Annotated in this window: 15 protein-coding genes and 5 pseudogenes; 12 read left to right on the forward strand and 8 right to left on the reverse strand. The window is 42.6% G+C overall.

The window, feature by feature from the left end:
• The 11 genes and pseudogenes from QUA53_RS25880 to QUA53_RS25930 form a co-directional block, all read left to right on the forward strand.
• Positions 1 to 226: pseudogene (locus QUA53_RS25880) on the forward strand (relaxase/mobilization nuclease domain-containing protein); the annotation flags it as partial.
• A gap of 468 nt (positions 227 to 694) precedes the next feature.
• Positions 695 to 2404: a DEAD/DEAH box helicase gene (locus QUA53_RS25885; RefSeq protein WP_333078719.1), complete on the forward strand. Its 1710-nt coding sequence runs from the start codon at positions 695 to 697 to the stop codon at positions 2402 to 2404.
• 19 nt (positions 2405 to 2423) lie between these two features.
• Complete coding sequence (locus tag QUA53_RS25890; RefSeq protein WP_333100562.1) at positions 2424 to 3464, forward strand: hypothetical protein; 1041 nt, start codon at positions 2424 to 2426, stop codon at positions 3462 to 3464.
• A gap of 826 nt (positions 3465 to 4290) precedes the next feature.
• The gene (locus tag QUA53_RS25895) at positions 4291 to 4500 is read left to right on the forward strand and encodes a hypothetical protein (RefSeq protein WP_333048776.1); all 210 of its coding nucleotides are present in this window, start codon (positions 4291 to 4293) and stop codon (positions 4498 to 4500) included.
• A 177-nt stretch (positions 4501 to 4677) separates the two neighbouring features.
• Positions 4678 to 5385 (forward strand): hypothetical protein, encoded by a 708-nt coding sequence (locus QUA53_RS25900; protein ID WP_333048775.1) that lies wholly within the window; start codon positions 4678 to 4680, stop codon positions 5383 to 5385.
• 1027 nt (positions 5386 to 6412) lie between these two features.
• Entirely contained in the window at positions 6413 to 7270 is an 858-nt protein-coding gene (locus QUA53_RS25905) for an ABC transporter ATP-binding protein (protein ID WP_333048774.1), read from the forward strand.
• Positions 7271 to 7315: 45 nt separating this feature from the next.
• Positions 7316 to 8326: an ABC transporter substrate-binding protein gene (locus tag QUA53_RS25910; protein WP_333249172.1), complete on the forward strand. Its 1011-nt coding sequence runs from the start codon at positions 7316 to 7318 to the stop codon at positions 8324 to 8326.
• A 2-nt stretch (positions 8327 to 8328) separates the two neighbouring features.
• Positions 8329 to 9102, forward strand: coding sequence for an MBL fold metallo-hydrolase (locus tag QUA53_RS25915; protein WP_333048772.1), 774 nt, complete (start codon positions 8329 to 8331; stop codon positions 9100 to 9102).
• Positions 9099 to 9887: a creatininase family protein gene (locus QUA53_RS25920; protein ID WP_333085906.1), complete on the forward strand. Its 789-nt coding sequence runs from the start codon at positions 9099 to 9101 to the stop codon at positions 9885 to 9887. Before QUA53_RS25915 ends, QUA53_RS25920 begins: the two co-directional genes overlap by 4 nt.
• Before the next feature lie 249 nt (positions 9888 to 10136).
• Complete coding sequence (gene glnT, locus QUA53_RS25925) at positions 10137 to 11495, forward strand: type III glutamate--ammonia ligase (RefSeq protein ID WP_333100557.1); 1359 nt, start codon at positions 10137 to 10139, stop codon at positions 11493 to 11495.
• A 304-nt stretch (positions 11496 to 11799) separates the two neighbouring features.
• Positions 11800 to 12654, forward strand: a complete 855-nt coding sequence (locus QUA53_RS25930) for an ABC transporter permease (protein WP_333048769.1) — start codon at positions 11800 to 11802, stop codon at positions 12652 to 12654.
• Here the strand turns inward: QUA53_RS25930 and QUA53_RS25935 are convergent.
• Entirely contained in the window at positions 12651 to 13340 is a 690-nt protein-coding gene (locus QUA53_RS25935) for a cysteine hydrolase family protein (RefSeq protein WP_333100556.1), read from the reverse strand. The genes QUA53_RS25930 and QUA53_RS25935 overlap by 4 nt on opposite strands.
• 738 nt (positions 13341 to 14078) lie before the next feature.
• On the opposite strand from QUA53_RS25935, the pseudogene QUA53_RS25940 reads away from it, so the two are divergent.
• Positions 14079 to 14247, forward strand: a pseudogene (locus QUA53_RS25940) (IS1 family transposase); the annotation flags it as partial.
• 164 nt (positions 14248 to 14411) lie between these two features.
• Here QUA53_RS25940 and QUA53_RS25945 read toward each other — a convergent pair.
• The 7 genes and pseudogenes from QUA53_RS25945 to QUA53_RS25975 form a co-directional block, all read right to left on the reverse strand.
• Positions 14412 to 14519 (reverse strand): annotated as a pseudogene (locus tag QUA53_RS25945) (IS4-like element ISAva3 family transposase); the annotation flags it as partial.
• Positions 14520 to 14574: 55 nt separating this feature from the next.
• Positions 14575 to 15695: pseudogene (locus QUA53_RS25950) on the reverse strand (IS630 family transposase).
• 42 nt (positions 15696 to 15737) lie between these two features.
• Positions 15738 to 16334 carry a GMC family oxidoreductase N-terminal domain-containing protein gene (locus QUA53_RS25955; RefSeq protein WP_333100554.1) on the reverse strand — a complete coding sequence of 199 codons (597 nt, stop codon included), beginning with the start codon at positions 16332 to 16334 and terminating at the stop codon, positions 15738 to 15740.
• Positions 16335 to 16364: 30 nt separating this feature from the next.
• Positions 16365 to 17153 (reverse strand): DUF3598 family protein, encoded by a 789-nt coding sequence (locus QUA53_RS25960; RefSeq protein ID WP_333100552.1) that lies wholly within the window; start codon positions 17151 to 17153, stop codon positions 16365 to 16367.
• Between the two features lie 509 nt (positions 17154 to 17662).
• Positions 17663 to 18903 (reverse strand): annotated as a pseudogene (locus tag QUA53_RS25965) (ISAs1 family transposase).
• Positions 18904 to 19195: 292 nt separating this feature from the next.
• The gene (locus tag QUA53_RS25970) at positions 19196 to 20062 is read right to left on the reverse strand and encodes an alpha/beta hydrolase (protein WP_333100550.1); all 867 of its coding nucleotides are present in this window, start codon (positions 20060 to 20062) and stop codon (positions 19196 to 19198) included.
• A 17-nt stretch (positions 20063 to 20079) separates the two neighbouring features.
• On the reverse strand, positions 20080 to 21582 hold the full coding sequence (locus QUA53_RS25975) for an NAD(P)-binding domain-containing protein (protein WP_333100548.1): 1503 nt from the start codon (positions 21580 to 21582) through the stop codon (positions 20080 to 20082).
• Positions 21583 to 21840: the final 258 nt, after the last annotated feature.

Below are 21840 nucleotides of genomic sequence, written 5' to 3' on the forward strand. Positions count from 1 at the left end.
ACTGCCTATAGAATTCTTACAAGAACTCGATAGCGTTATTATAGCGATCGCAGAAGATTCTCACCTCGCTCGAAATGCGAGCGTGCTGCTACCGAATGCAGAACTTGTTAATCCACAGTCAAGTTGGAATGATATCTGGATACAATTAATTGAGCAAGAACAGCAAAATATTCAACCAAATAACCAACCTTATAAACAGCGCATCCAAGACATCGAACTGGATTAATTGTTGCTACCTTAAATTTGTCTAGAATTTAAACAAAGTGCTTAGGTTCATAAAACAATCAATATGTTTGATAAAACCTGTTGATCAATACTTCGGACAGTTTTTTAACGGCCCTGTAAGCCGAGGGCGAGGAAGCCCTGCCATTTTTTACGCATTTTCTGAAACTTAGCGCGCTTACTTAAACCTTGAAAAAATAGTCCAGCATATAGCCAGTAAGGGTTTTGGAGACTCGACTAGATCTAAAACTGTCCTCCGTATTGCTTATGGGACAAGGATTATGTCTCACCACTACTTCCGTATCACTACCAAGCATCATAACGCTTGCTGTACAATAAAGGGTTCTAGCCGTGGGTCGCCCGTATTCTTAGCCTCAAACGCTAAGGATAATGACTACACTTATTACCTAGCAAAGCTTTTAGGCTAGCGGACAGGTCTGTTTAGCAGACCAAGTAAGGAAAAACTATAAATATGGAAAAAAACTATACATTTCAATTCAATCCTTCCACTGCCTTAGAAGCCCTGAAAGCTGGTAAATACGACCCGCTTAACTTCTACGAAGCGCGTTTAGACCTGTTTAACCTCTCGGTAATGGCAGACTATGACCAACTCATTTGCCTACCCACATTAACTGCTATCGACAAATACTGGTATCAGATTGAAACAGCCCGAAAAGTCCTCAGACAAATGGGTGGACGGGCATTACTAGCGGATGAAGTCGGATTGGGTAAAACCATTGAAGCGGGACTAATCATCGCCGAATACTTAGCTAGGGGGATGGTAAAGTCCATCCTAGTGTTAACTCCGGCATCCCTAGTTTCCCAGTGGCAATCAGAGTTAAGTGACAAATTTAATATCGCTACTATCACCACAGATAACCGTGACCCACAACAACCGATAGACGAATTTTGGACAAATAATCCGCGAATTATCGCTTCATTAAACACGGCTAAGTCTGCTAAACATTATCTTCACGTCACCAGTCGTACTTGGGATTTGGTTGTTGTCGATGAGGCACACCATCTAAAAAATCGCAGTACCCTCAACTGGAAACTGGTCAACGCCCTCAATAAGCGGTTTATCCTCATGCTTACTGCTACGCCAGTGCAGAACTCCCTTGTGGAACTGTTTAATCTGCTAACCCTCCTCAAACCGGGACTGCTACAAACAGAAGCCGCTTTTAAAAAAGAATACGTCAATTCCAAGAATGGACGAGTCCCTAAAAATCCCGAAAAGTTACGCACTCTGATGCGGGAAGTTATGGTACGAAATACCCGCGCCCTAGTAGATGTCAAACTGCCCAAACGCTTCGCCACCACAATTACCGTTACCCCGGCAGCCGGAGAGGAGAAACTTTACCAAGACTTGAGCAAGTATCTACGTTCTTCAGAGGACAAACTAGACAGACTCTCCCGTACTAATTTGCTAATGCGAGCGGGTTCATCCCCTAATGCTTTAGCTGACTCCCTCAAGCAACTGACTATCCGCCTACCCGATGAAGAACTGAAGTCTTTAGCTGCACGAGCATCCCAAGTCAAGCAGGTCGAGAAAGCAAAAACCTTAGTAGAGATGCTCTCCAAATCTCGCCAGAAAACCTTAGTTTTCACAACCCATAAAGCAACTAGCACCTATTTAGCTAAAACGCTGCAAGCGGAAAATATCCCCTTTGCAGAATTTACTGGCGGAATGTCCCTTAAACAGAAAGATGAGGCTATAGCCGCATTTCGGGATAATGTTTCTGTACTCTTAGCATCGGAAACAGGGGGAGAAGGACGTAACATCCAGTTTGCTAATGCGATCGTTAATTATGACCTGCCCTGGAACCCAATGAAAATTGAACAGCGCATTGGTCGTATCCACCGCATCGGACAAACCCAGGATGTTTTTATTTTTAACTTCTGTCTCAAAGGCAGTATCGAAGAGTATATTCTGCGGATACTGCACGACAAAATTAATATGTTTGAACTGGTAGTCGGAGAAATTGAAACAATTTTAGGCAATGTGGATGATGAATTTGACTTTAGTGAAGTTGTCATGGATATCTGGCTTAAGCATCAAGTTAAACCCGAATTAGATCAAGCCTTTGAGCAATTGGCAGATAATTTGTTGAAAGCCCAAAAACAATATGAGCAAATTCAAGAACTGGATGAACAGATTTTTGGCGAAGATTTTGAAGCTTGAAAAATTGATTTGATTAAATATGTTATCCGACCCAATAATTACTACTTTAGAAAAAATTGTAGCTCTCCATGACGGAATAGCTGAACCGGCTGGGGAACACGTTTTAAATGCGCTGTTAAATGAAAACATAGCCTCGTTACTTTCTCTACCAGAAGAAGTAACTTTTACAACTATCACTGATGTACCTCAAAGTGTTTTTGTTACTTATCATTCAGAAGTATTAAATAAATTATCTGAACTATTAGCTGTCAAAGGGCAGATTAGCACCTTGGGTGTAAAATTTGATGGCTATCTAAAAGCTACGGGATTTGACAAAAGCATACCAGAGAGATTCAAACCTCAAAATGGGTTAATTCGTTTTGTAGATGCTAAACCATCAACCACTCGCTACATTTTATGTAATGTGGCTTACACAGCGAATGCCGAAGAAAAAAGGATTGGTCTAGTTTCGTTTATTATCAATGAAATAACAGGAGTAACACCAGTACAAATTGGGGATGCTTTATTTTGGGAGTCTGACAGAATGGATGTGGATAATCAAGAAACACCATTTTCTATTCCTTTTGATGAGTTGTTGAAGTTAATCGAACATCAAAGTGGAATATTGATTGGAAAATCTTTAGATAATTGGCAGGCTAAATTAACAAGAGCAAGAGCTAGGGATGAAGAAAGACTCAAGGATTATTACAACACGATTAGCTCTGGGATTCGCCACAAGATTGAGTTAAAAAATTTGATTGGTGATGAATTAGACAAAGAATTAGCTCGAATTGAAGCTACTAATAGAGAGCTAGATCGAAAATTGTTAGATATCCAAGAGCGTTATGCAATGAGTGTAGAAGCTTGGTTGCACAGTGCAATGATTATCCATCTACCTACAGTACATATTCAATGTGAGTTGCAAAGAAAGAAAACGAAACGGACTGTAACAATAGTTTGGAATCCGTTCACTAAAATTATTGAACCTCTTTGCTGTGAATTATCAGGAGAACCTGTTTACGATTTCTATTTAGATGATCTATCAGCTAAAATTATCTCCCCGACAGTTTGGACTAGATAGGGGTATAGCCGAGATACGGGCTTTCCGAGGACACGACGTAAAGTTTTGTAACAATGCCGCTTTTCAATGTCCCTTCCGCCTACAGAAGCTGCCAACACTCAGTCAGCTAGAGCAGAGTAGTAATACTACTCTGCCCTCGTACAGACCCAAAAAGCGGAAATCTTTTACTGCTAAACATTTCAGGCTTTGCTACTTCAAGTCATTTTGTCTTATATTTACAAAACTTTACGTCATGTCCTATTTTGCAGGTATCTCGGCTGTACCCCAAAGGTGCGTCCAGGTTTTGAGTTGAGTGACCAAACGAAAAGATACGCTTGCTGTAATTCAATCCAGATGCAACAACTTGACTATTAATTCAATTCAGATGCAGCAACTTGACTATTAATTCAATCCAGATGCAGCAACTTGACTATTAATTCAATTTAGATGCAGCAACTTGATTCTTAATTCAACTTAGATACTGTAACTTGACTATTAAATCAATTCGGATTTTGTTAAAAAGGCTAAAAATTAGCTAATTGTTGCGTCAGCTAAAGTCAGGCAAGTGCAGTATAAAGTCAGGCAAGTGCAGTATAAAGTCAGGCAAGTGCAGTATAAAGTCAGGGGTTTGCAGGGGGTGCACTTTACCTGCAAATACCTGAAAATATCCTGCAAACGCCTGACTTTTTCGGTCAAATTACTGATTTTTTGTGTCGAGCGTACATTTGCCTGTTGAGGCAGGTTATGGCTGTTCTCTATCGGTAGCAAGCAATGGTTTTGTGATCACAAACCTGACTTTTAGGTACAGAAATAAAAACATTGCACCCTTATGAATGGGGAATCTTAGGTGTCAAGGCGCTTGATTTTTACCCGATATTTGGCTGTGCCGATTGCTCACATTGCTCTTGCTGTTGTGGCGGTTTTTGTGGAGGCGATCGACGCGGGAAACCTGACAGCAGCCGATGTGGTGGCAGTTGTGGGCGCGGCAGAATTTGCAGAGTTCGATCGGCTGCTGGGTTCTCCGGTTCGAGCCGGAAATCCAAAATCTAAAATCTAAATTTGCGGCTGTGTCCGTCGTTTTAAACGGGCGATCGGGTTTTGTTCGATCGCCAAAAAGATGTCGCCATTATTGCCGAAATCATCAGTCAAAATCCTCGGTTAGCAAAGGTTTGGACTGATATAATGGAGGTAGAAAAGGTTAGTAAAAGTTAGCAAAATTTAGGTTTTTGAGCTGATGGCAAAGGCAAGCGTATCATCAGTCCGCAAAATTTCTCTGGCGGCAGAACTGACTTTTGACGGGCTAACCCAAGAAGCCATTGCTCAAAAATTGCGGCTGACTCGATCGAGAATTTCCCAGATGAAACTGACCGAGACTTGGCAAGAGACGATCGCCCGCTTGGAATCCCTGAAACAGAAAGCGGACGCTGAGGCCGAAAAACGACAGCAGATCCTTTACTCCAGTGACGCCGATCGACGGTTTGACCAGGGCCGGCAGATGATCCAAATCTCGGTTGTCACCTATTCCAAATTGATGCAGGTCATCAACGCCGCGCTAGATGTGGCCTTGGCTAACCCGGACAAATCCGCAGCGATCGAGCAAATTAGAATCGCCGCCCCATTAATCAAAGCTGCTGTGAGCTTGGCTCAAGAGGTGTATGGCCGCAACTATGACGAACTGGAAGCGCTGAAGATTCTGGCAGATGCGGGATGGCTGCCCCGATCGGTGCTCAAGGTGGCTAATGATGAGACTGCTAAACTCAAAGCAAACCTTCGGGAAGCGTTTATGGGAATCATGCCCGATCGGCCCGATGAACAGCGAGGCCGGGGATTGACCCCAGAAACGGCGGCATTGTTGCGATCGCACATTCTCGGTATCCAGCCGCCAGAGGAGATGGCAGAAGAAGAAGCGGGCGCGGACTATGAGGAAGCGGACTTTATTTAAGTTTATTTAAGTTGACTTTACTTTATTTGTAATTTACTTTACTTTATTTGACTTTTCTTGACTTTTAGCCCGATCGCCCGCAGCTCCTGACAATCTGGGACTGGGTGCGGACTAAATACACTTTTTACATGGCTTGAGCGACTGTTGCAGTGTATTTAGTGCATTTACTGTGGCTCCCTGGTGTGGTTCGAGCGGGCCAGTAAATGTAGACTTTTTAGGCGGTTCGATCGTCCGTGCAGGGCAAAAAGTCTACATAAGAGTCTACTTGCCGCCAGCGACACTCCGCCACTCGCAGATCGCCAGTAATATTACCCAAAACCTAATCTGCTTGTGCTAGCAGTTTTATCTAGTTAGCTTACTAGACCAACAACTCCTATAGACTAGCGTATGTCTAGTAGTAGGGTAAGGATTCAGGTCTAAAAACTTACAGCTCCAACGCTTATCTAGCAAGGGTTTCAGGGTTAAATTATGGCTTTTACCTCGCTCTGTTAATTGTCAATAAGTGACCAGAAATCAAACTTTCGCCCAGTTTTTTGACAATAGACATTGATTTAGCATCAATCTACAGATCTAAAGTCTTTGCCCAGCAAGGAGTTATGTTACCTGAATCCTTACCCTAAATCATTATCACGGGCGGTGATTTCCCCAAAATCTATCTGTAGGGACACTCAAGATGCCGTGTCCCTACAGAAAATCATTTAAGATTGCTATATTTAGTTACTTTCAATACAATAAGCAATTCATAAAGCTGATATGCTTAAAGAATATGTGAAAAATTTAAAAATAAAAAGTAGTAAGATCTCTATGGAGCTAACTCACAAAACCATAAGTTTGGTCTCTGGTTTAAGAAAGGTCAATGCGTCACAAGTTTATATTTTAAGAAACTTGATGGATTACACGGCGGGACAAGAGCCTGGGAGACGCTACAGCGATTGCTGCAACGTTTCCCAGGCTTTTTTGTTTTATAGATTGCAAACCAAAAATTTTATCAGGGCGATTACCTTAACCTTTTAGGCGCGTTTTTCCAATGCACAATATTCATTCAATATCTCCGAACATACCAGAGCAGGCTGTTAACCAGAATCCTTTTAGTGAATTAATCCCCAATTCAATTGCCAAACTGGAGGTACAGAATGTCTGCAAATCCTATGCAACGCGCGACAAGCAGAAGTTGACTGTCTTGCAAGAGGTTAACTTTCAAATTTTTCCCAGAGAAATGGTCTGCTTAGTAGGCTCCTCCGGTTGTGGCAAGTCCACCTTGCTCAATATTATTGCGGGGCTGATTCCTCCATCTTCCGGGCAGGTGCTTGTAGATGGTAAGCTTGTCACTGGACGACCAGGTTCTGATCGCGGCATGGTTTTCCAGGGCTATACTCTCTATCCTTGGCTGAGTGTTGCTCAAAATGTAGCCTTTGGCTTGCAATTTCAGAAGATGCCCAAAGCCCAACAGCGCGATCGCGTCCGCTATTTTCTGGATGTCGTGGGGCTGTGGCGATTTGCCAATAGCTATCCTAAACAGTTGTCCGGTGGGATGAAGCAACGGGTAGGGATAGCTCGTGCCTTAGCTAATGAGCCTGCCCTACTGCTAATGGATGAGCCATTTGGGGCACTGGATGCCCAAACAAAGGAACAAATGCAGCAATTTTTACTGGAGTTGTGGGAGAAAACTCATGTGACTGTGTTAATGATTACCCATGATGTAGAAGAAGCCATTTATCTGTCCCAACGAGTCTACGTTATGGATACTCATCCAGGGCGGATCAAACTAGAAATTCCGATCTCACTGCCGGAACACCGAGATCTGGATATTAAGCTTTCCTCAAAGTTTGTGGAGATTAAACGGCAAATTATTCATACGTTACGTGATGCTGCTCACACAGTATGATTGTCATCAATTTGTAGCCCATTAAAATGAGTAATAAACCTATAAATGTTGAAGTTGTCTTCTCTGATTCGTTTGTTTTGTCTAGCGATTGCTTCTCTTGTTCTAACTATTGCCTGTTCGCAACAACTCAATACCAATTCTTCCAATACTAATTCACCTCAATCCCAGCCATTAGTGTCCGCTACAAATAACTGGGTAGGACTCTCTGGACATCATGTTGCCGTGGGTAAGAATTTCTTCAAGGAACAAGGTTTAAAGGTTCAAGACCTATTTTTCCAAAGTTCAAGTGAAGAAATAACCGCATTTTTGGCTGGCAAGGTCGATCTAGCTTGGTTAACCTCTGGAGATGCAATCCAGATGATAGCCAAAGATCCGTCAATAAAGATAATTTACTTGGTTGATTACTCGAATGGATCAGATGGCATTTTGGGACGTGGGATTAAATCACCGCAGGATGCCAAAGGTAAAACTGTTGGTCGTGAAAATGTTCTGTATGAAAGAGTTTTACTGCAAGCCTACTTACAAAAAGCTGGCTTGACCGAAAAAGATGTCGCCATCAAAGACTTAGTAGCCGCTGATGCTGCCGCTGCTTTCGCTGCAAAGAAGGTTGATATTGCGGTAAGTTACGAGCCTTACCTGGGCAAAGCTGCCAAGCAGGGTGAAGGTGAAGTCATCTTCTCTACAAAAGGCACAAACTTAATTGCTGACGTTGTTGTTGCCCACGATCGCTTGATTCAATCGCGCAAGTCAGACCTGCAAGCTTATTTTCGAGCCGTTGATAAAGCCGTGGATTTGCTGAATGCTGGTGAGGCAGAAGCACTAAAGATTTCGGGGTCAAAACTGGGAATTACGGGTGAGGAAGTAAAAGAGCAACTACTCGGTGCCAAACTCTTTGATTTAGAAGGCAACAAGTCGATGGCATTTAATAAAAATAACCCCAACAGTTTGATTGGCAATTTGGAACTGACAGCAAAGGCAGCTTATGACTTCAAAATTGTTTCCCAACCCTTGAAAGCTGAAACTTTCTATGACGATTCGATTGTGCAGTCAATGTAATCATGCTTAACAAACCTGTGTGTGACAGTTGGTTTTCTACCAAACGCATCCGAGAGGATTTGTATCTGATTACAGAACCTTATTACTATTGGTACAACCGCGCTAATCTTTGGTTAATTAAGGGTCAGACTCAAGATGTATTAATTGACACTGGCTTGGGTGTTTCCAGCTTGCGCCAGTACATTGCTTCCCTGATCGATAAACCACTGCTAGCGATCGCTTCTCATATCCACTTTGACCATGCAGGTGGGATGAATGAATTCGAGCGTTGCGCCATTCATGCCGCAGAAGCAGAGGCGCTGAGAAGGGGAGACAACTACGAAGCCCTCTGCACTCCAGAACAAGGCTGGGTACAGGATGAGCATTTTGATCGGCTGCCCCATGCAGAATTTAAGGCTGAGCAGTACACCCTGCATGGAGCGGAACCGACTCAGGTTTTGCAGGAAGGGGATGTACTGGATTTGGGCGATCGCGCTTTGGAAGTCCTGCATTTACCGGGACATTCACCGGGCTGTATCGCGTTATATGATTTGCGAGCACAGGAGTTATTCTCTGGCGATGTGATTTATGATGGCGAGTTGCTCGATGAACTCCATTGCAGCCACATTCCCACCTATATTGCCACCTACGAACGCCTGCAAAAACTGTCAGTAGAGACAGTTTATCCCGGTCACTATCGCATCTTTGGGCAGGAGCGCTACCACCAAATTATGCAGGAATACCTGGATCGACGACGCCAACCGGGATGCCCTTCTGAACCCCTAATGATACAATGAGCAACTCTTCGAGCGGAAAGCCCGTGCTGTGGGAAGAACTGACTTGGGAGCAAATTACTGCGCTGCGGGAGGATGGGATGACGATGGTTATCCTGCCTGTCGGTGCAACGGAACAACATGGACTCCATTTACCAGTTGGCGTAGATACCTTTTCTGCGATCGCCGTTGCCCACGGTGTCTCTGCCAGAACCGGAATTCCCGTGCTGCCTGCCCTTCCTTACGGCTGTTCCTTGGGACATTCCAAAAAATGGGCAGGGACTCTTTCTCTGCGTCCCGAAACCCTAGCACAGCTAGTGCTGGAAATTGCCGAGTGGGTCTATAGTGCTGGATTCAATCGCCTGCTGTTACTCAATGGTCACGTCACTAACTGGGCACCCCTGCGCTGTGGTTTAGAGAATGTGCGACATACCTACCCAGATTTGCGGATTGCCTTGCGCTCCATCTGGGAAATTGCGCCTAGCATTCATCAGTTCTACCACCAGGATGCAGCAAACTTCCACGCCAATTGTGCCGAAACCTCTATCATGTTGTCACTCCGTCCCGATCTAGTGCAGATAGATAAAGCAGTGGATGAACCGGATCGTTCTGCTGGTTGCTTCTTTGCCTACACCGTCAACAAAGAAAGTGTATACGGTGCGGTTGGAACTCCCAGCAAAGCGGATATCAGCTTTGGCAAGCAAATTTTAGAAACCTGCATTGCTGAACTCAGCGAACAACTAAAACGTGCCTTGGTGGAGGGAACACCTTTGGAGGAAATGCCTCCCAACCTAACACCTAACACCTAATATAGCAATCCTAAATGATTTGCTTGCGCCATACGCCAGAAAGATGCTTGCACTACAAGGATTCTGATCTCAATCAATTTTGCGACTGATTTAGGACTGCTATAGCATCCAGCATGATATGCTACCGTGTAAATGTATATTTTAACGGTAATTTATGCTAATTTTATCTTACCCATATCTAACATTTAGACAGGTATTCCTTAATAAGACTAACCTCAACTTCCAAATTTGACTTATAAAAACGAGACAATGACCGAAACTCTAACCCCTGAATTGCAAACCCTCAAACAATCCCTAGAGTCTCAAGGTGTTAAGTATGCCCTTGCCAGCTTTGTCGATATTCACGGTATGTGCAAAGCAAAATCTGTTCCCCTGTCTCATCTAGGGCAGATGATGGCGGGGTCAGAATTATTTACTGGAGCAGCACTCGATGGTGTGCCCCAGGATGTGAATGATGAAGAAGTCGCTGCCCACCCCGATCCCAATTCAGTTACAATTCTGCCCTGGAACCCAGAGGTTGCCTGGTTTACCAGTGACCTATATTTGCAGAAAAAGCCTTTTGAAGCCTGTAGCCGTGGAATTCTTAAGCGAGTTCTGGCAGAAGCTGCCAGTATGGGGTTTACCTTCAATTTAGGGATTGAGACGGAATTTTTTATTCTCAAAGAAACGGAGGAGGGAATTACCCCCGTTAGCGATCGCGACACCTTGGCAAAACCCTGTTACGACCTGCAAGGACTACTCGACAACTACACCTGGGTAAAGGAAATTGTCGAGGCAATGAATAGCTTGGGTTGGGATGTCTACTCCTTTGACCACGAAGATGGGAACGGGCAATTTGAAACGGATTTTGCCTACTGTGATGCCCTGAAGATGGCAGATCGTTTCACCTTCTTCCGGCTGATGGTAAAAGAAATAGCTCGTAAGCATGGTTTTTTCGCCACCTTCATGCCCAAACCCTTCGCCAACCGCACGGGCAGTGGTGCTCACTACAATATGTCGCTGGCAGACATAAGGACAGGAGAAAACCTATTTTACGAGTCTGAAGATACCAGGGGATGTAAACTCTCTAAGCTAGGCTATCAGTTCATTTCAGGCATCCTTCGCCATGCTCCTGCTATCTGTGCTGTCATTGCGCCAACTGTGAACAGTTATAAGCGCCTAATTGCCAGGGGTAGTATGTCTGGTTTTACCTGGGCACCTGTTTATATCTGCTACGGAAATAACAACCGTACCAATATGCTGCGGATTCCCTTAGCAGGGGGGCGGGTAGAGTGCCGTGCAGCAGATATTTCTAGCAACCCCTATCTGGGTGCAGCAATGCTCCTAGCAGCAGGGTTGGAAGGCATCCGAGAAGGACTCGATCCAGGAGATCCCCATACCGAAAATATGTACAACTACTCGCTAGAACAACTGGTAGACATGGGAATTAACTTCCTACCGCGTAACCTGGATGAGGCAATCACTGCCTTTGCCCGTGATCCCTTAAGCGAGAAAGTAATGGGTTCGTTGATGTACAAAACCTATGTGCAATTTAAATCTCAGGAGTGGCAGGAATATCACACTCATGTCTCTGACTGGGAAATTCAACGATATCTCAAATTTTTCTAGCAGCAACTACGCTCTAAGCTGTCGCGCATTTAAATTGCATATTCGGGACGCTGCTCGAAGCCCATCTCACAAGACTTTGATTATTGCTTGACATACAGTTTAAATGCAGAACAGCTTAATCCTTCGCAAGCTATTGTTGTCTGCATTTTTTTGAACAACTAAGGCTAAAGCTCTAAGAAAATACGAAATTTTGCGTAAGTCCTTTGTAAGGCTGAATACTTGTCCAAATCCTTTGTGTTAACAAAATCAAACTGTGCGGACAGACTCTAGTTTCTTGCCAAAAATAATAGTAAAGGTACTCTCAATGGCTCAATCTACTATGACAACGCCTGAACCTGCCCCCCGTGAATATCGCTACTTGAAACCGTCAGTTTTCTGGAGTATACGTCAGGGTTTTCCCAGATGGTTATCATTGCTGCTTGTTGGGCTTGCTCTAATTGTGCCATTGCTGTTGTGGATGGCGATCAGTTCCCTTAAACTCGTGCCCCCCATGTTCTTGCCAACACCAGCATCAGTGATTGATGCCGGAATCAAAATGTTCACCGATGAAAACTTAATCGTAGATGTCCTAGCGAGTAGCACTCGTGTTCTGGCAGGTTTTGTTGTTGCAGGAATTATTGGTGTGCCCATAGGACTGGCGATGGGGACGTTTTACAGTCTAGATAGTCTCTTTGCGCCGATTGTTGGCACGGTTCGTTATATGCCAGTCACAGCCTTTGTTCCTCTAATTGTCATCTGGTTGGGTTTAGAAGAACCCTCTAAAATCCTGATTATCATGTTGGGGGTTGTGCTATATAACGCCATCATGGTTGCAGATGCAGTCAAGTTTATTCCCAACGAGATGATTAACGTCGCTTATACACTTGGTGCAACTCGTCGAGATGTTGTGTTTAAAGTGATTATTCCTGCCGCATTTCCCAGTGTTCTTGATACCCTTCGCGTCAATATTTCGGGTGCCTGGAACTTTTTAGTGATTGCTGAGTTGGTAGCTTCCCAAAATGGTTTAGGATTCAAAATTATTCAAGCTCAACGTTTTTTGCAAACCGATAAAGTTTTGTTCTGCATTGCCTTAATTGGGATAATTGGATTAGTGATTGACTACGGATTGAAGTGGAGTTTTCAACAACTCACGCCTTGGGCAGATCAAATTCGTCATTAAAGCGTTAACAATTTATCGGAAGATGTAACCCAACCAATTGCGCCGTTTTCTCCAAGCACTACATCAATGGCAGCCTGATGTTCCCACGGTGTTAATGCCGCACAGCAATCCTCTAGTAATAGGCAGTAAAAACCTAGATCGCTGGCATGGCGATAACTGCCTAGCACACAGCACTCAGTGGTAACTCCTGTAAACAGGAGATGAGTAACATTGTGTTGCCGCAGTAGAGTCTCCAAATTGGTGGAAACAAATATAGATTGGGCAGGTTTGTCTATTTGCAATTCAGTGTCGAGAGGTTGTAATTCTTCAATCAGTTGAGTTCCTGGCTCACCTTGAATTAAAAAGCGTCCCATTTTACCCAAACTACCGATGGGGTAACCTGCATTGATGTATCGTTCTTTTTTACTGGGCGTAACATCTGACAGATCAGGTAAATGGCTTTCTCGCGTATAAATAATTAGCAGCCCATGTTCTCTTGCCCAAGCAACCATCCTCTGGAGGCTAGGAATCATTACACGCACAGCGGATAGATCTGCTCCCAACTCATTGCCACAGAAACCCTCCAGATTACAGAAGGCATTTTGCATATCAATTACAAGCAAAGCAGCCCGTTTTAAATCAAGCGGAAAGGGGTATTTATAGGTTGGAACTAAAATGTGAGAAGATTCTTGATTACTTATAGCCATTGTCTTTACTCTATTTTTAAATTTACTGTCAGTTCTGGTAAAAAGATTGGGACTTAGGTTGGAAAAATTGCTACTCGTGCAACGGGTAATTTCAACATCTCAACAGAGCATCACCGTGCCAAAACGGGAAATTTGTACGCACTTGGCTGAAGCTCTTCCCCTGTCTGATTTGTATAAATATTATTCTGGATTGATGCAGAGTATAAGGTTAGGACTATTGCTGACAAGTTAAGCTAGGGAAATATTTTTCAATCAGCAATTATACTAATAATATCATCAATTTTAACCCACATTCCGCAGATGTGATTCATCTTACTGGTATTTTTGAAAAATCCAAGCCATCCAACTTTTTTAGTCTAACTTTTTTAACTTTGGTTTCTACTTTTTGTGTAAGGATTCAGGTATCTGAAACGTAGTCACAGAAGGACTTCTACAATTCAAGCCTTCGCTAAATCAACAGCTTAATTCTCAATAGGTACGACAATCAAAGCTTTCATGGTTTCTTAATAAGAATGGATATTTGATGATTATTGGATCGAATTGTTACACCGTATAGGTTTTACTGTTTTTTACATGACCTGAATCCTTACCTTTTTGTTAAAATTAGTAGACAATATCTTAAGTTGAATCCCGGCTTTTTTTCTGACAATAACTTGCTCAATTTATCAGACAATACAATCCAATAAAATCATAGGTTCTTCGACCAATATAATAATTATATTGGCTAACAATTTATTTTTCAGAGTAGAAGGAGAGAACACGCGCTTACGTCATTATTTAGCTCGTCTACACCGCAAAACTTTATGCTATTCCAAGTAAGCGAGAAATGCTGCGTCACTCGATTCGTCTATTAATTCATTACCTCAAGTTTGGTGATGTTCCTGTACCCGCGCGCTTCATCCATTAATTCAGCAACGCCCTTTTGCTCACATCGAATCTAGACGCTATTTTTCTGATCGAGGTGTTACCTTGTTCGTTTTGACTATTTTTTCTCGGAAGTCGATGGAGTATGCTTTCATTATCCCTTTTGATGCAGTCCCTTGATTGTACTCTATTTACCTGCAATCTGCTGTAAGATAACCAGCACTCAAAGAACAGACGAGTGATCAATACAGGATAATCTTTTTTGGGCAGTTTTTTCAAGATGCCTTTAACAATTTTTGTTAATGAATTTACCATTAGTATCAAATAAATACATTTTGATAGGCTCTCCTGATTTTGAGGTGATAAGCTGCTACGCAGCTAAACCGGATAAAATAGCATTGCCTTTATTTTTGATTTTTCGATCCCATTTGATAACCATTTCTCCTTCATTTAATAATCTATGTAGTAATTCTGACAATTCTTCTACTGACTTAAACAGTCGATGTGCTATATATTCTTTCGCTGAATGCCAGACCAATTCAATCAAATTATAATCGGGGCTGTAAGGTGGCAAAAATTCTAAAATAATATGAGGCATTTCGGCTGATATTTGGCTCAGAATATCTTTCTTTTTATGAAAACTAGCATTGTCTAAAATAATTACAATCTTCATTCCCGATTCGGCAAAATCTTCAGCTTGATTACCCAGTTCTCTCCATTCTTGAACTATCGAATCATTTAAGGCATTAATTTGCTCATAAAACGTATTCGAGTCTCCTTTTTTTATTACAAAATTTAACCTTTTTCTGTCATGATACCTCAATCCACCCATGATATTTACTCTGCCTCTTCTCCTTTGACCTGTGATTTTTTTTCGACTACCTTTTTTACCCCAAGTTTTTCTTCTTATCACTCGTAAGCTAAATCCACTTTCGTCCCAAAACCATACCTGTAAAAGCTCTGGGCTTTGTTTTGTTATTTTTAAATACTCGGATAGCTTCTGTTTAAATACTTCTCTTTCAACGGGATTTTGTTTGTCCTCTAAACTATATTTAGCCCAAATATAAACGTATTTTTTTTATGTAGTATTCTGGATATTTGGGAACTACTCAATTTAATTCCTGTGACTTTTTCTAAATATGTTGCTAGTCGGGCTGCTGTCCATGTCCCAAATTCATATCCATATTCTTCCGGAGCTTTGTCGATTGTATCTATCAATATTTTTTCATACTCTGGAGTGACTTTGCGAAAATTTCCTGGGCTTCTTTTATCTAAAAAACTCTCTAAATTATCTGGGTCGCCATGAACTGACCAATAAGCTACTGTTGTGTAAGCAATCTCCATAAATTCACTAATTTCTTGATAAGTTTTTCCGTCATTTATTAGCAATAAAATTAGAACTTTTTCCCTCACATACTTATCGTCAGACTCTTTTAGTATTTTAATGAGTCTCTGTTTTTGATTTTGAGATAGATGATTTTTGGCTGGCATACACTATAACTAATGATTGCTTATTTTTTTATATTATACAATCTAGCTGCGTCTCAGCTTATGTCGCTTGCCGTCTTTAATGTTTACTTGAGGAAGCCCTATGCCCAACTGAGATGCGCCATTAAAATCAGGATTATGTGGATAACCCAGAGCCACAGCCGCTTCAATCAAGTACTGAGATACGACATTTGGAGCGATCGGATCGGTCACACTCAACGGTCCACCGACTCCGTGAAATTCATTTGCGCCACGTTGCTGATTCTCAAATTTCTTGAAGTAGGGCAATACATCCTCGTAACTCCAACCGGGATTGCCTAATGCTTGCCAGTTATCATAATCGCGACGATTGCCTCTCATGTAAACCATCGCATTAATTGAACTGGTGCCGCCCAGAACTTTACCGCGTGGAGAATAGAGCTTACGTCCATTTAGATGCGGTTCTGGTTCTGTGAAATATCCCCAATCTACTTCGGTACCAATTAAGTTTGGGAACTCTACAGGGAGGCGAATCTTCGGTTTAGTATCCGGACCACCCGCTTCCAGCAACAACACAGTTGTTTCACTGTGTTCGGTTAAACGATTGGCAACGACACAGCCTGCTGAACCTGCACCAATCACAATGTAATCGTATTGAGTCATGATGTACTCCTTCTATGCAATCTATTCCGTTTAGGTCTGCTGTTGCAACGTTGCAAAAATTAATAATGTAAACTGACCATCGGCGCTATAGTGAGCCGTGAGATATTTCAATTGCTCGTCTGCTGTTCGTTGACCTGCCGCGAGCTGAATCGGTCGATCGACCGTTACGATTTCAGGAAGCATTAGAATCATGCCTCCAGGAAGCGAAATCATCTTGTGTTGACCACTGAGTTTATCGAAAGATATTTGGGTGTTCTCTTCCGGTGAAACGCTTAAATTAGAAGTCAGGGAGCGTTTTTTCCCAATCCAATTCCCCGAAATATCTGAGGTTCCTAAACTCGGTGATTGATCAGAGAAACAACTCAGATGTTCTCGAATCTGTACGATTCGATTTAGCTGACCGTTTTCTCCATATATAATCGCAGCACTTGTTCGCCAGTTGTCATCTCTAAAGAAGAGTTCTACACCAAAGGGTTTTCCTGGAATTAGCTTCTGCGAAGTCCAAGCCGTTGCACCCGCTCCCAACGATAATGCTCGCATTGAGGACATGGCAGGATGAATAACTCCATCAGGCTGATTACAGGTTTCTCGATCGATTTGCCAATTTTTTTCATCAACAACATTTCCATCCGCATCAAGGTAGCGATTGATATGAGTAATGACTGTGTTGTCTAAATTCGAGCGAAAACCTCTGATTGCTTGTTTGCTGTTTATTACTTCTTGGTTGGGAGAGTGCGTAGTCCATTGCCCATGCCAAGCCGTTTCATCACCCGTATACTCACCAAATAGGTTGTTCCAATTCTTGTCTAGATTATTCATGAGTTTATTCCTCTCGCATCAACGGTTTTGGCAGTTGGGCAGAAGCTTGATGTAAATAATTTAGGACTAAGTGCGAGGGCGATGCGATCGCTCAAGTAGAGATCGCTTTGAACGTGAAACCAGAATAGCGATCACCAGCTCCCAAACAGATTGCACAATCAATCAAGTGCCTTAGACGGCTACAGTTCTTCCGGCGGTTAACTCATCGAGTCGGCGACGCACGGACTGTTATCTATGGTTTGTCTTGAGTTAAGCCCTTTGCTTAACTGTCCTTATCGTAGGGATTCCGAGAGGAAGAAACATCTGAAAAACGTCTTGAGTACAGGTCAACAAAAGAGAGTAATCTCTACTAACTTTCGTTAATTTACTAAGTAGAATTACTTAAGCCTTTTGTTGAGTATTGATCGCATCACGCACCTTGAACTAAAAGTTCGGGCTAACAGAGCAAAACCCGTTTCAACGGGTTGAAAACAATTGATAACTAGATCAGGGTAAGCGCATCTCAAAGTCTATTGACAACAGGGTCTTGAGGCATCATCATGTGGAAATAAACAACCAGCGAGAACAGTCAGCATATAGTTATTATCCATAGCAGCCCGATGGGATTTTTGACGATTGCTACGTTTATAAGATTGCTCCAGGTTTAAAGCATTAAGAGCCAGGCGTCGCAGCGCCGTGCTAAGTTTTGTGGTCCGTGACCTGTACGGACGCGACAAGCATCTTCATTCCAGGTAACATCTAAAGTCCAATGCAGACTATTTTCAATACCCCAATGCAGGCGGATAGCTTGTGCTACTCGCTCGGCATTACATGACAAACTCGTTAAATAGAACTGAACTTCACGGGTGGTTTTATTCCATAGATGTCTGACACGGACTACCATGACAACACATTGAAGACCGACCCAATCGTTTTGGTGATGTAAAGTTGGCAATTGAGAAAGAGGGACGCACCAACAGGAATGTTTTTCAGTCCGATGATGACCTCGTTCTACCCGTTGGTCATAACTATGGAGCGTACCTTCAAATCCGTGAGATAATTGTTGCTCAAACCAGTTTTTTACTTGTCCGTAAAGTGTAGGATGATTTCCTTTAACTGCTAAGATATAATCAGCTTGGGCGTGATAAATTTGAGAGGCGATTGCTGTTTGTGTACCCATGGCATCAATCGTAATAATACATCCGGCCATGTCTAATAACTCTAATAATGCAGGAATTGCGGTAATTTCATTTGATTTATCTGCCACCTTTACTTGTCCTAAAACCAAACGATATTCGCTCGACCAGGCACTAACTAGATGTAAAGCGGATTTGCCTTGCCAAGGATCGTATGAGCCTTTAAGGGTCTTACCGTCAATGGGAATTACCTGCGCTCCTGCTACCTCAACTATTGATTCTATCCAACGTCGAAAGCATTGCTCAAATACTTTGGGATTAATGCGTTCAAAGACCCGTCGAAATGTATCCGCACTCGGGATACCTCCTGGTAAAGCTAAAAACTGCTCCAACCATTCACCTTTACTTACTCCATAATTTTCCATGTCTTCCCATCCGTTACCTCCTGCAATCACTGACAATATTCCGATAATTAAAATATCTGTTAATACATGAACACGGGTTCTTGCTACACGGGGGTCTTTGATTTGGGCAAATACTACTGCCATTTTTTCTGTCAGTTCAGTTGCCTGAGCTATACTCAATTTTTTTGACCTTTTAATCCTGTGTTTGTCAGAGGTGAAACCTGATGCCATAAGACCGACCTGCTAAGTAAGATAGAAACTTGGCACTCACCAGTCTACTAGATAACATCGGAGCTCCTCAAACGATATCTGTCATTATATAAATGTGCCAAATAATCTGTATTTTTAACTACCAAATTAGATGCGCTTACCCTGATAACTAGATGAATATAACTAAATTTAAGATGAGTTAAGTAGAGTAACCCATCTTGTTTAAAAGTTTGATGCGTTTGATGTATATTTTCGTGTCCCTTTTGTGCATTCCATTATCCCTAGTTGTCGGAGTAGGGTAGATGAATAAAAACTATTGGCGTAATACAAATAGCGGCTTCTTCAGAAAGTGCAAGACTCGTCGATTAAACTTTTGTGGATTCTCGATGAACATAAAATGCCCCCCACCTTCTGCCTCTTCAAAGATTTCCAACTCAGAATTAAGAATGCTTTGGTTGATCCAAACTTGCGATTTCCAAGGAATAACACTTTTTCTGCCACCAATAATCAGGGTTGGCTGGCGAATCTTCACAATTTGATCTCGCCAGTCCATATGAAATTGGTTGTAGAGCAGTGTTGCTGCGATCGCTCGCGGACACCGAAGATTGCACTGTACCATCCACTCGAATTGTTCGTTTGAAATCGCAGAAGTCACCATTGAAACAAGGATGTTTCGGGTAACGTCCTCGGCGGAGGAACCTAACAGAGCGTGTACCGTTTCATTGAGTTGCTCGGATGTGACAATCGCTCCAGCCTCCTCGACTTCTTGAGCATCCCAATGTGGGCGGGATGTGAATAGCGGCGATTGATCGACCAATACTAATCGATCAATTGCATGTGAGCCGAACAGATCGAGGTAACTCCAAATAACAGCACATCCCATTGAATGGCCCAGTAGGTGTGGCTTTTCAAGTTGCAGAGCATCAATCAATTCTTGGATGTCTTTGGATAATCGAGAGATGCGATAACCATAGGGGATTTTTTCTGACTCACCGTGTCCTCTCAAATCAACCGCAATAACATGATATTCATTGGCAAAGGCAGGAATTTGATATTTGAATTGTTCAGCCGATTGTGACCAACCGTGAATCAACACAATGGGTTTTCCCTTTCCTGCACTGATGTAGCTTAGCTCAGCACCATCTGAAGTTTTGAATCTCGTTCTTTGGAACTCGTCCATACAAGTGCGGTTCTTTTTTACAATGTTTCACCCTTAGCTGTAGCGACCTGTTCACTCTCTGAAGTAATTTGCACCAAGAGAGCGCGGTAATCAGTAGGTCGATAATCCTGAAGCCACTCAGCAATAATATTGTGTTTGCGGTAAGGATTAATCGAGAGATCGCGCAGCAATTCATCGTGATAGTGCCACATATGTGCTTGCAACAGCGAACCGCGTCCAGCAACAGGCGGAATAAAGCTACGTTTCCAGTGTTTCATTTGTAAAATTTCTTGCAACATTACCTCACGTTCAGGCAGTTTAATCTTGTCTTTTAACAAGTGAGTTAGCCAAATAACTTGTAAGTGGGTTGTGAGCGAATTGGAAAATGTAGAAGCCCAACCGATGAAAGCCAAAGCAGGTAAATTGGGGTGAACAATATGGCGGTAAAGATAAACGCCATCGTCTTCCACTGTGGATTGAAATGCTGTTGGTAAAAAGCTATTATTGGGTTTCCAACCCGTAGCAAAAATCACAACATCGCTATCAAGGTGAACTCCGTTTCCTAAAACTAAACCATCACCCGTAAACTGTTCGATGGTTGTACGTTGCACTTTAATTGCGCCCTGACGCATCAGTTTATATGTCTCATCCCGTGGGATAAAACCTTGCGCGAACACACCTTCCTTAGCGGGATGAGATGGGATAGCATTGCATTCCTTCAATCGATATTGCAGCCGCAATACAACTTCTACAAATCGCCAAAATCCCCAAACTAGCCACGCAAAATACTTATGAAGATTTTCTTCCCACTTGTAGGGGCGTTGATAGAGAGGTAAAAACCCACCTACTAAACGATTTAAGAAAACAGCCCTAAAATCAATTAATCCCAATATCCGAAGGGGTACGGGCCAGTAAGCATTTCGGAAAACTAAAGTGACCTCCGTTGCCCATTGTGCCGCATCTGTTGCAATGTCTAAGGCACTCTTGCCAAATCCGACGACGACGACTTTGCGACCCTTAATCACTTCAGGGGATTTGTATTCTTTAGAGTGTAATATCTTACCGGAAAAAACTTCTTGGTCGGGAATATTGGGGATATAGGGATTAGAGTAAAGCCCAGTCGAGATAACAATAAAATCAAACTCTTTTTGAGTTGTTTCTCCAGTTTCCTGATTTGTGTAGTGAAGAATCCAGCGATTTTCAGGTATTGATTCAAGCTGATTAATGATGCAGTTGAAATGAATTTTGTCAAAAATTTGGAAATGGTGAGCGTAGTCTTCTAGATAGGAGCGAATTTGTTCACCTGATGGCAAATCAGGATAGATTTCAGGCATGGGATAGTCAGGAAATTCATAGAGCTTAGAAAAGATTTGTAGCCCAAATGTGTGATATCCAGCCGCCCACACGCCGCCCAATTTTTGACTTTTCTCAAATATCTCGCAATTAAACCCAGCGTTTTGTAGAAACCTAGCGGCTTGTAATCCAGCTACGCCAGAGCCAATAATACCAATGGTTTTGATAGTGTCTGACTTGATTTGCATAAACTTATTAAGTGTTATCTAAAGCTTACGAAGCACAAAACCGACAGTCACGACCGATTCGCGTTCAGTTTTGTTGAAATCTTGCTTACTTCCAATAGAGATAGCTTATAGGGATAGTGAAAGGGCGATGGCACAAAGCGTCCACCATAGGCGATCGCACTATCCTTACCCTGAGCCAGACGGGAGCATCCCGATTTTGCAAGTAGGCAAAAGTATGATAAAATATATCGCTTTATGGAAAAACCTACACTTAGCTTC

It is taken from the genome of Microcoleus sp. Pol12B3, assembly GCF_036701355.1.
GTDB lineage: Bacteria > Cyanobacteriota > Cyanobacteriia > Cyanobacteriales > Microcoleaceae > Microcoleus.

What these genes read in the sequence shown, in the direction of transcription:
- QUA53_RS25910 (WP_333249172.1), top strand. Translation starts at nt 7,316, where the DNA reads ATGTTGAAGTTGTCTTCTCTGATTCGTTTGTTTTGTCTAGCGATTGCT.
- QUA53_RS25935 (WP_333100556.1), bottom strand. Translation starts at nt 13,340, where the DNA reads ATGGCTATAAGTAATCAAGAATCTTCTCACATTTTAGTTCCAACCTAT.
- QUA53_RS25970 (WP_333100550.1), bottom strand. Translation starts at nt 20,062, where the DNA reads ATGGACGAGTTCCAAAGAACGAGATTCAAAACTTCAGATGGTGCTGAG.
- glnT (WP_333100557.1), top strand. Translation starts at nt 10,137, where the DNA reads ATGACCGAAACTCTAACCCCTGAATTGCAAACCCTCAAACAATCCCTA.
- QUA53_RS25890 (WP_333100562.1), top strand. Translation starts at nt 2,424, where the DNA reads ATGTTATCCGACCCAATAATTACTACTTTAGAAAAAATTGTAGCTCTC.
- QUA53_RS25915 (WP_333048772.1), top strand. Translation starts at nt 8,329, where the DNA reads ATGCTTAACAAACCTGTGTGTGACAGTTGGTTTTCTACCAAACGCATC.
- QUA53_RS25975 (WP_333100548.1), bottom strand. Translation starts at nt 21,582, where the DNA reads ATGCAAATCAAGTCAGACACTATCAAAACCATTGGTATTATTGGCTCT.
- QUA53_RS25900 (WP_333048775.1), top strand. Translation starts at nt 4,678, where the DNA reads ATGGCAAAGGCAAGCGTATCATCAGTCCGCAAAATTTCTCTGGCGGCA.
- QUA53_RS25955 (WP_333100554.1), bottom strand. Translation starts at nt 16,334, where the DNA reads ATGACTCAATACGATTACATTGTGATTGGTGCAGGTTCAGCAGGCTGT.
- QUA53_RS25960 (WP_333100552.1), bottom strand. Translation starts at nt 17,153, where the DNA reads ATGAATAATCTAGACAAGAATTGGAACAACCTATTTGGTGAGTATACG.
- QUA53_RS25930 (WP_333048769.1), top strand. Translation starts at nt 11,800, where the DNA reads ATGGCTCAATCTACTATGACAACGCCTGAACCTGCCCCCCGTGAATAT.
- QUA53_RS25920 (WP_333085906.1), top strand. Translation starts at nt 9,099, where the DNA reads ATGAGCAACTCTTCGAGCGGAAAGCCCGTGCTGTGGGAAGAACTGACT.
- QUA53_RS25905 (WP_333048774.1), top strand. Translation starts at nt 6,413, where the DNA reads ATGCACAATATTCATTCAATATCTCCGAACATACCAGAGCAGGCTGTT.
- QUA53_RS25885 (WP_333078719.1), top strand. Translation starts at nt 695, where the DNA reads ATGGAAAAAAACTATACATTTCAATTCAATCCTTCCACTGCCTTAGAA.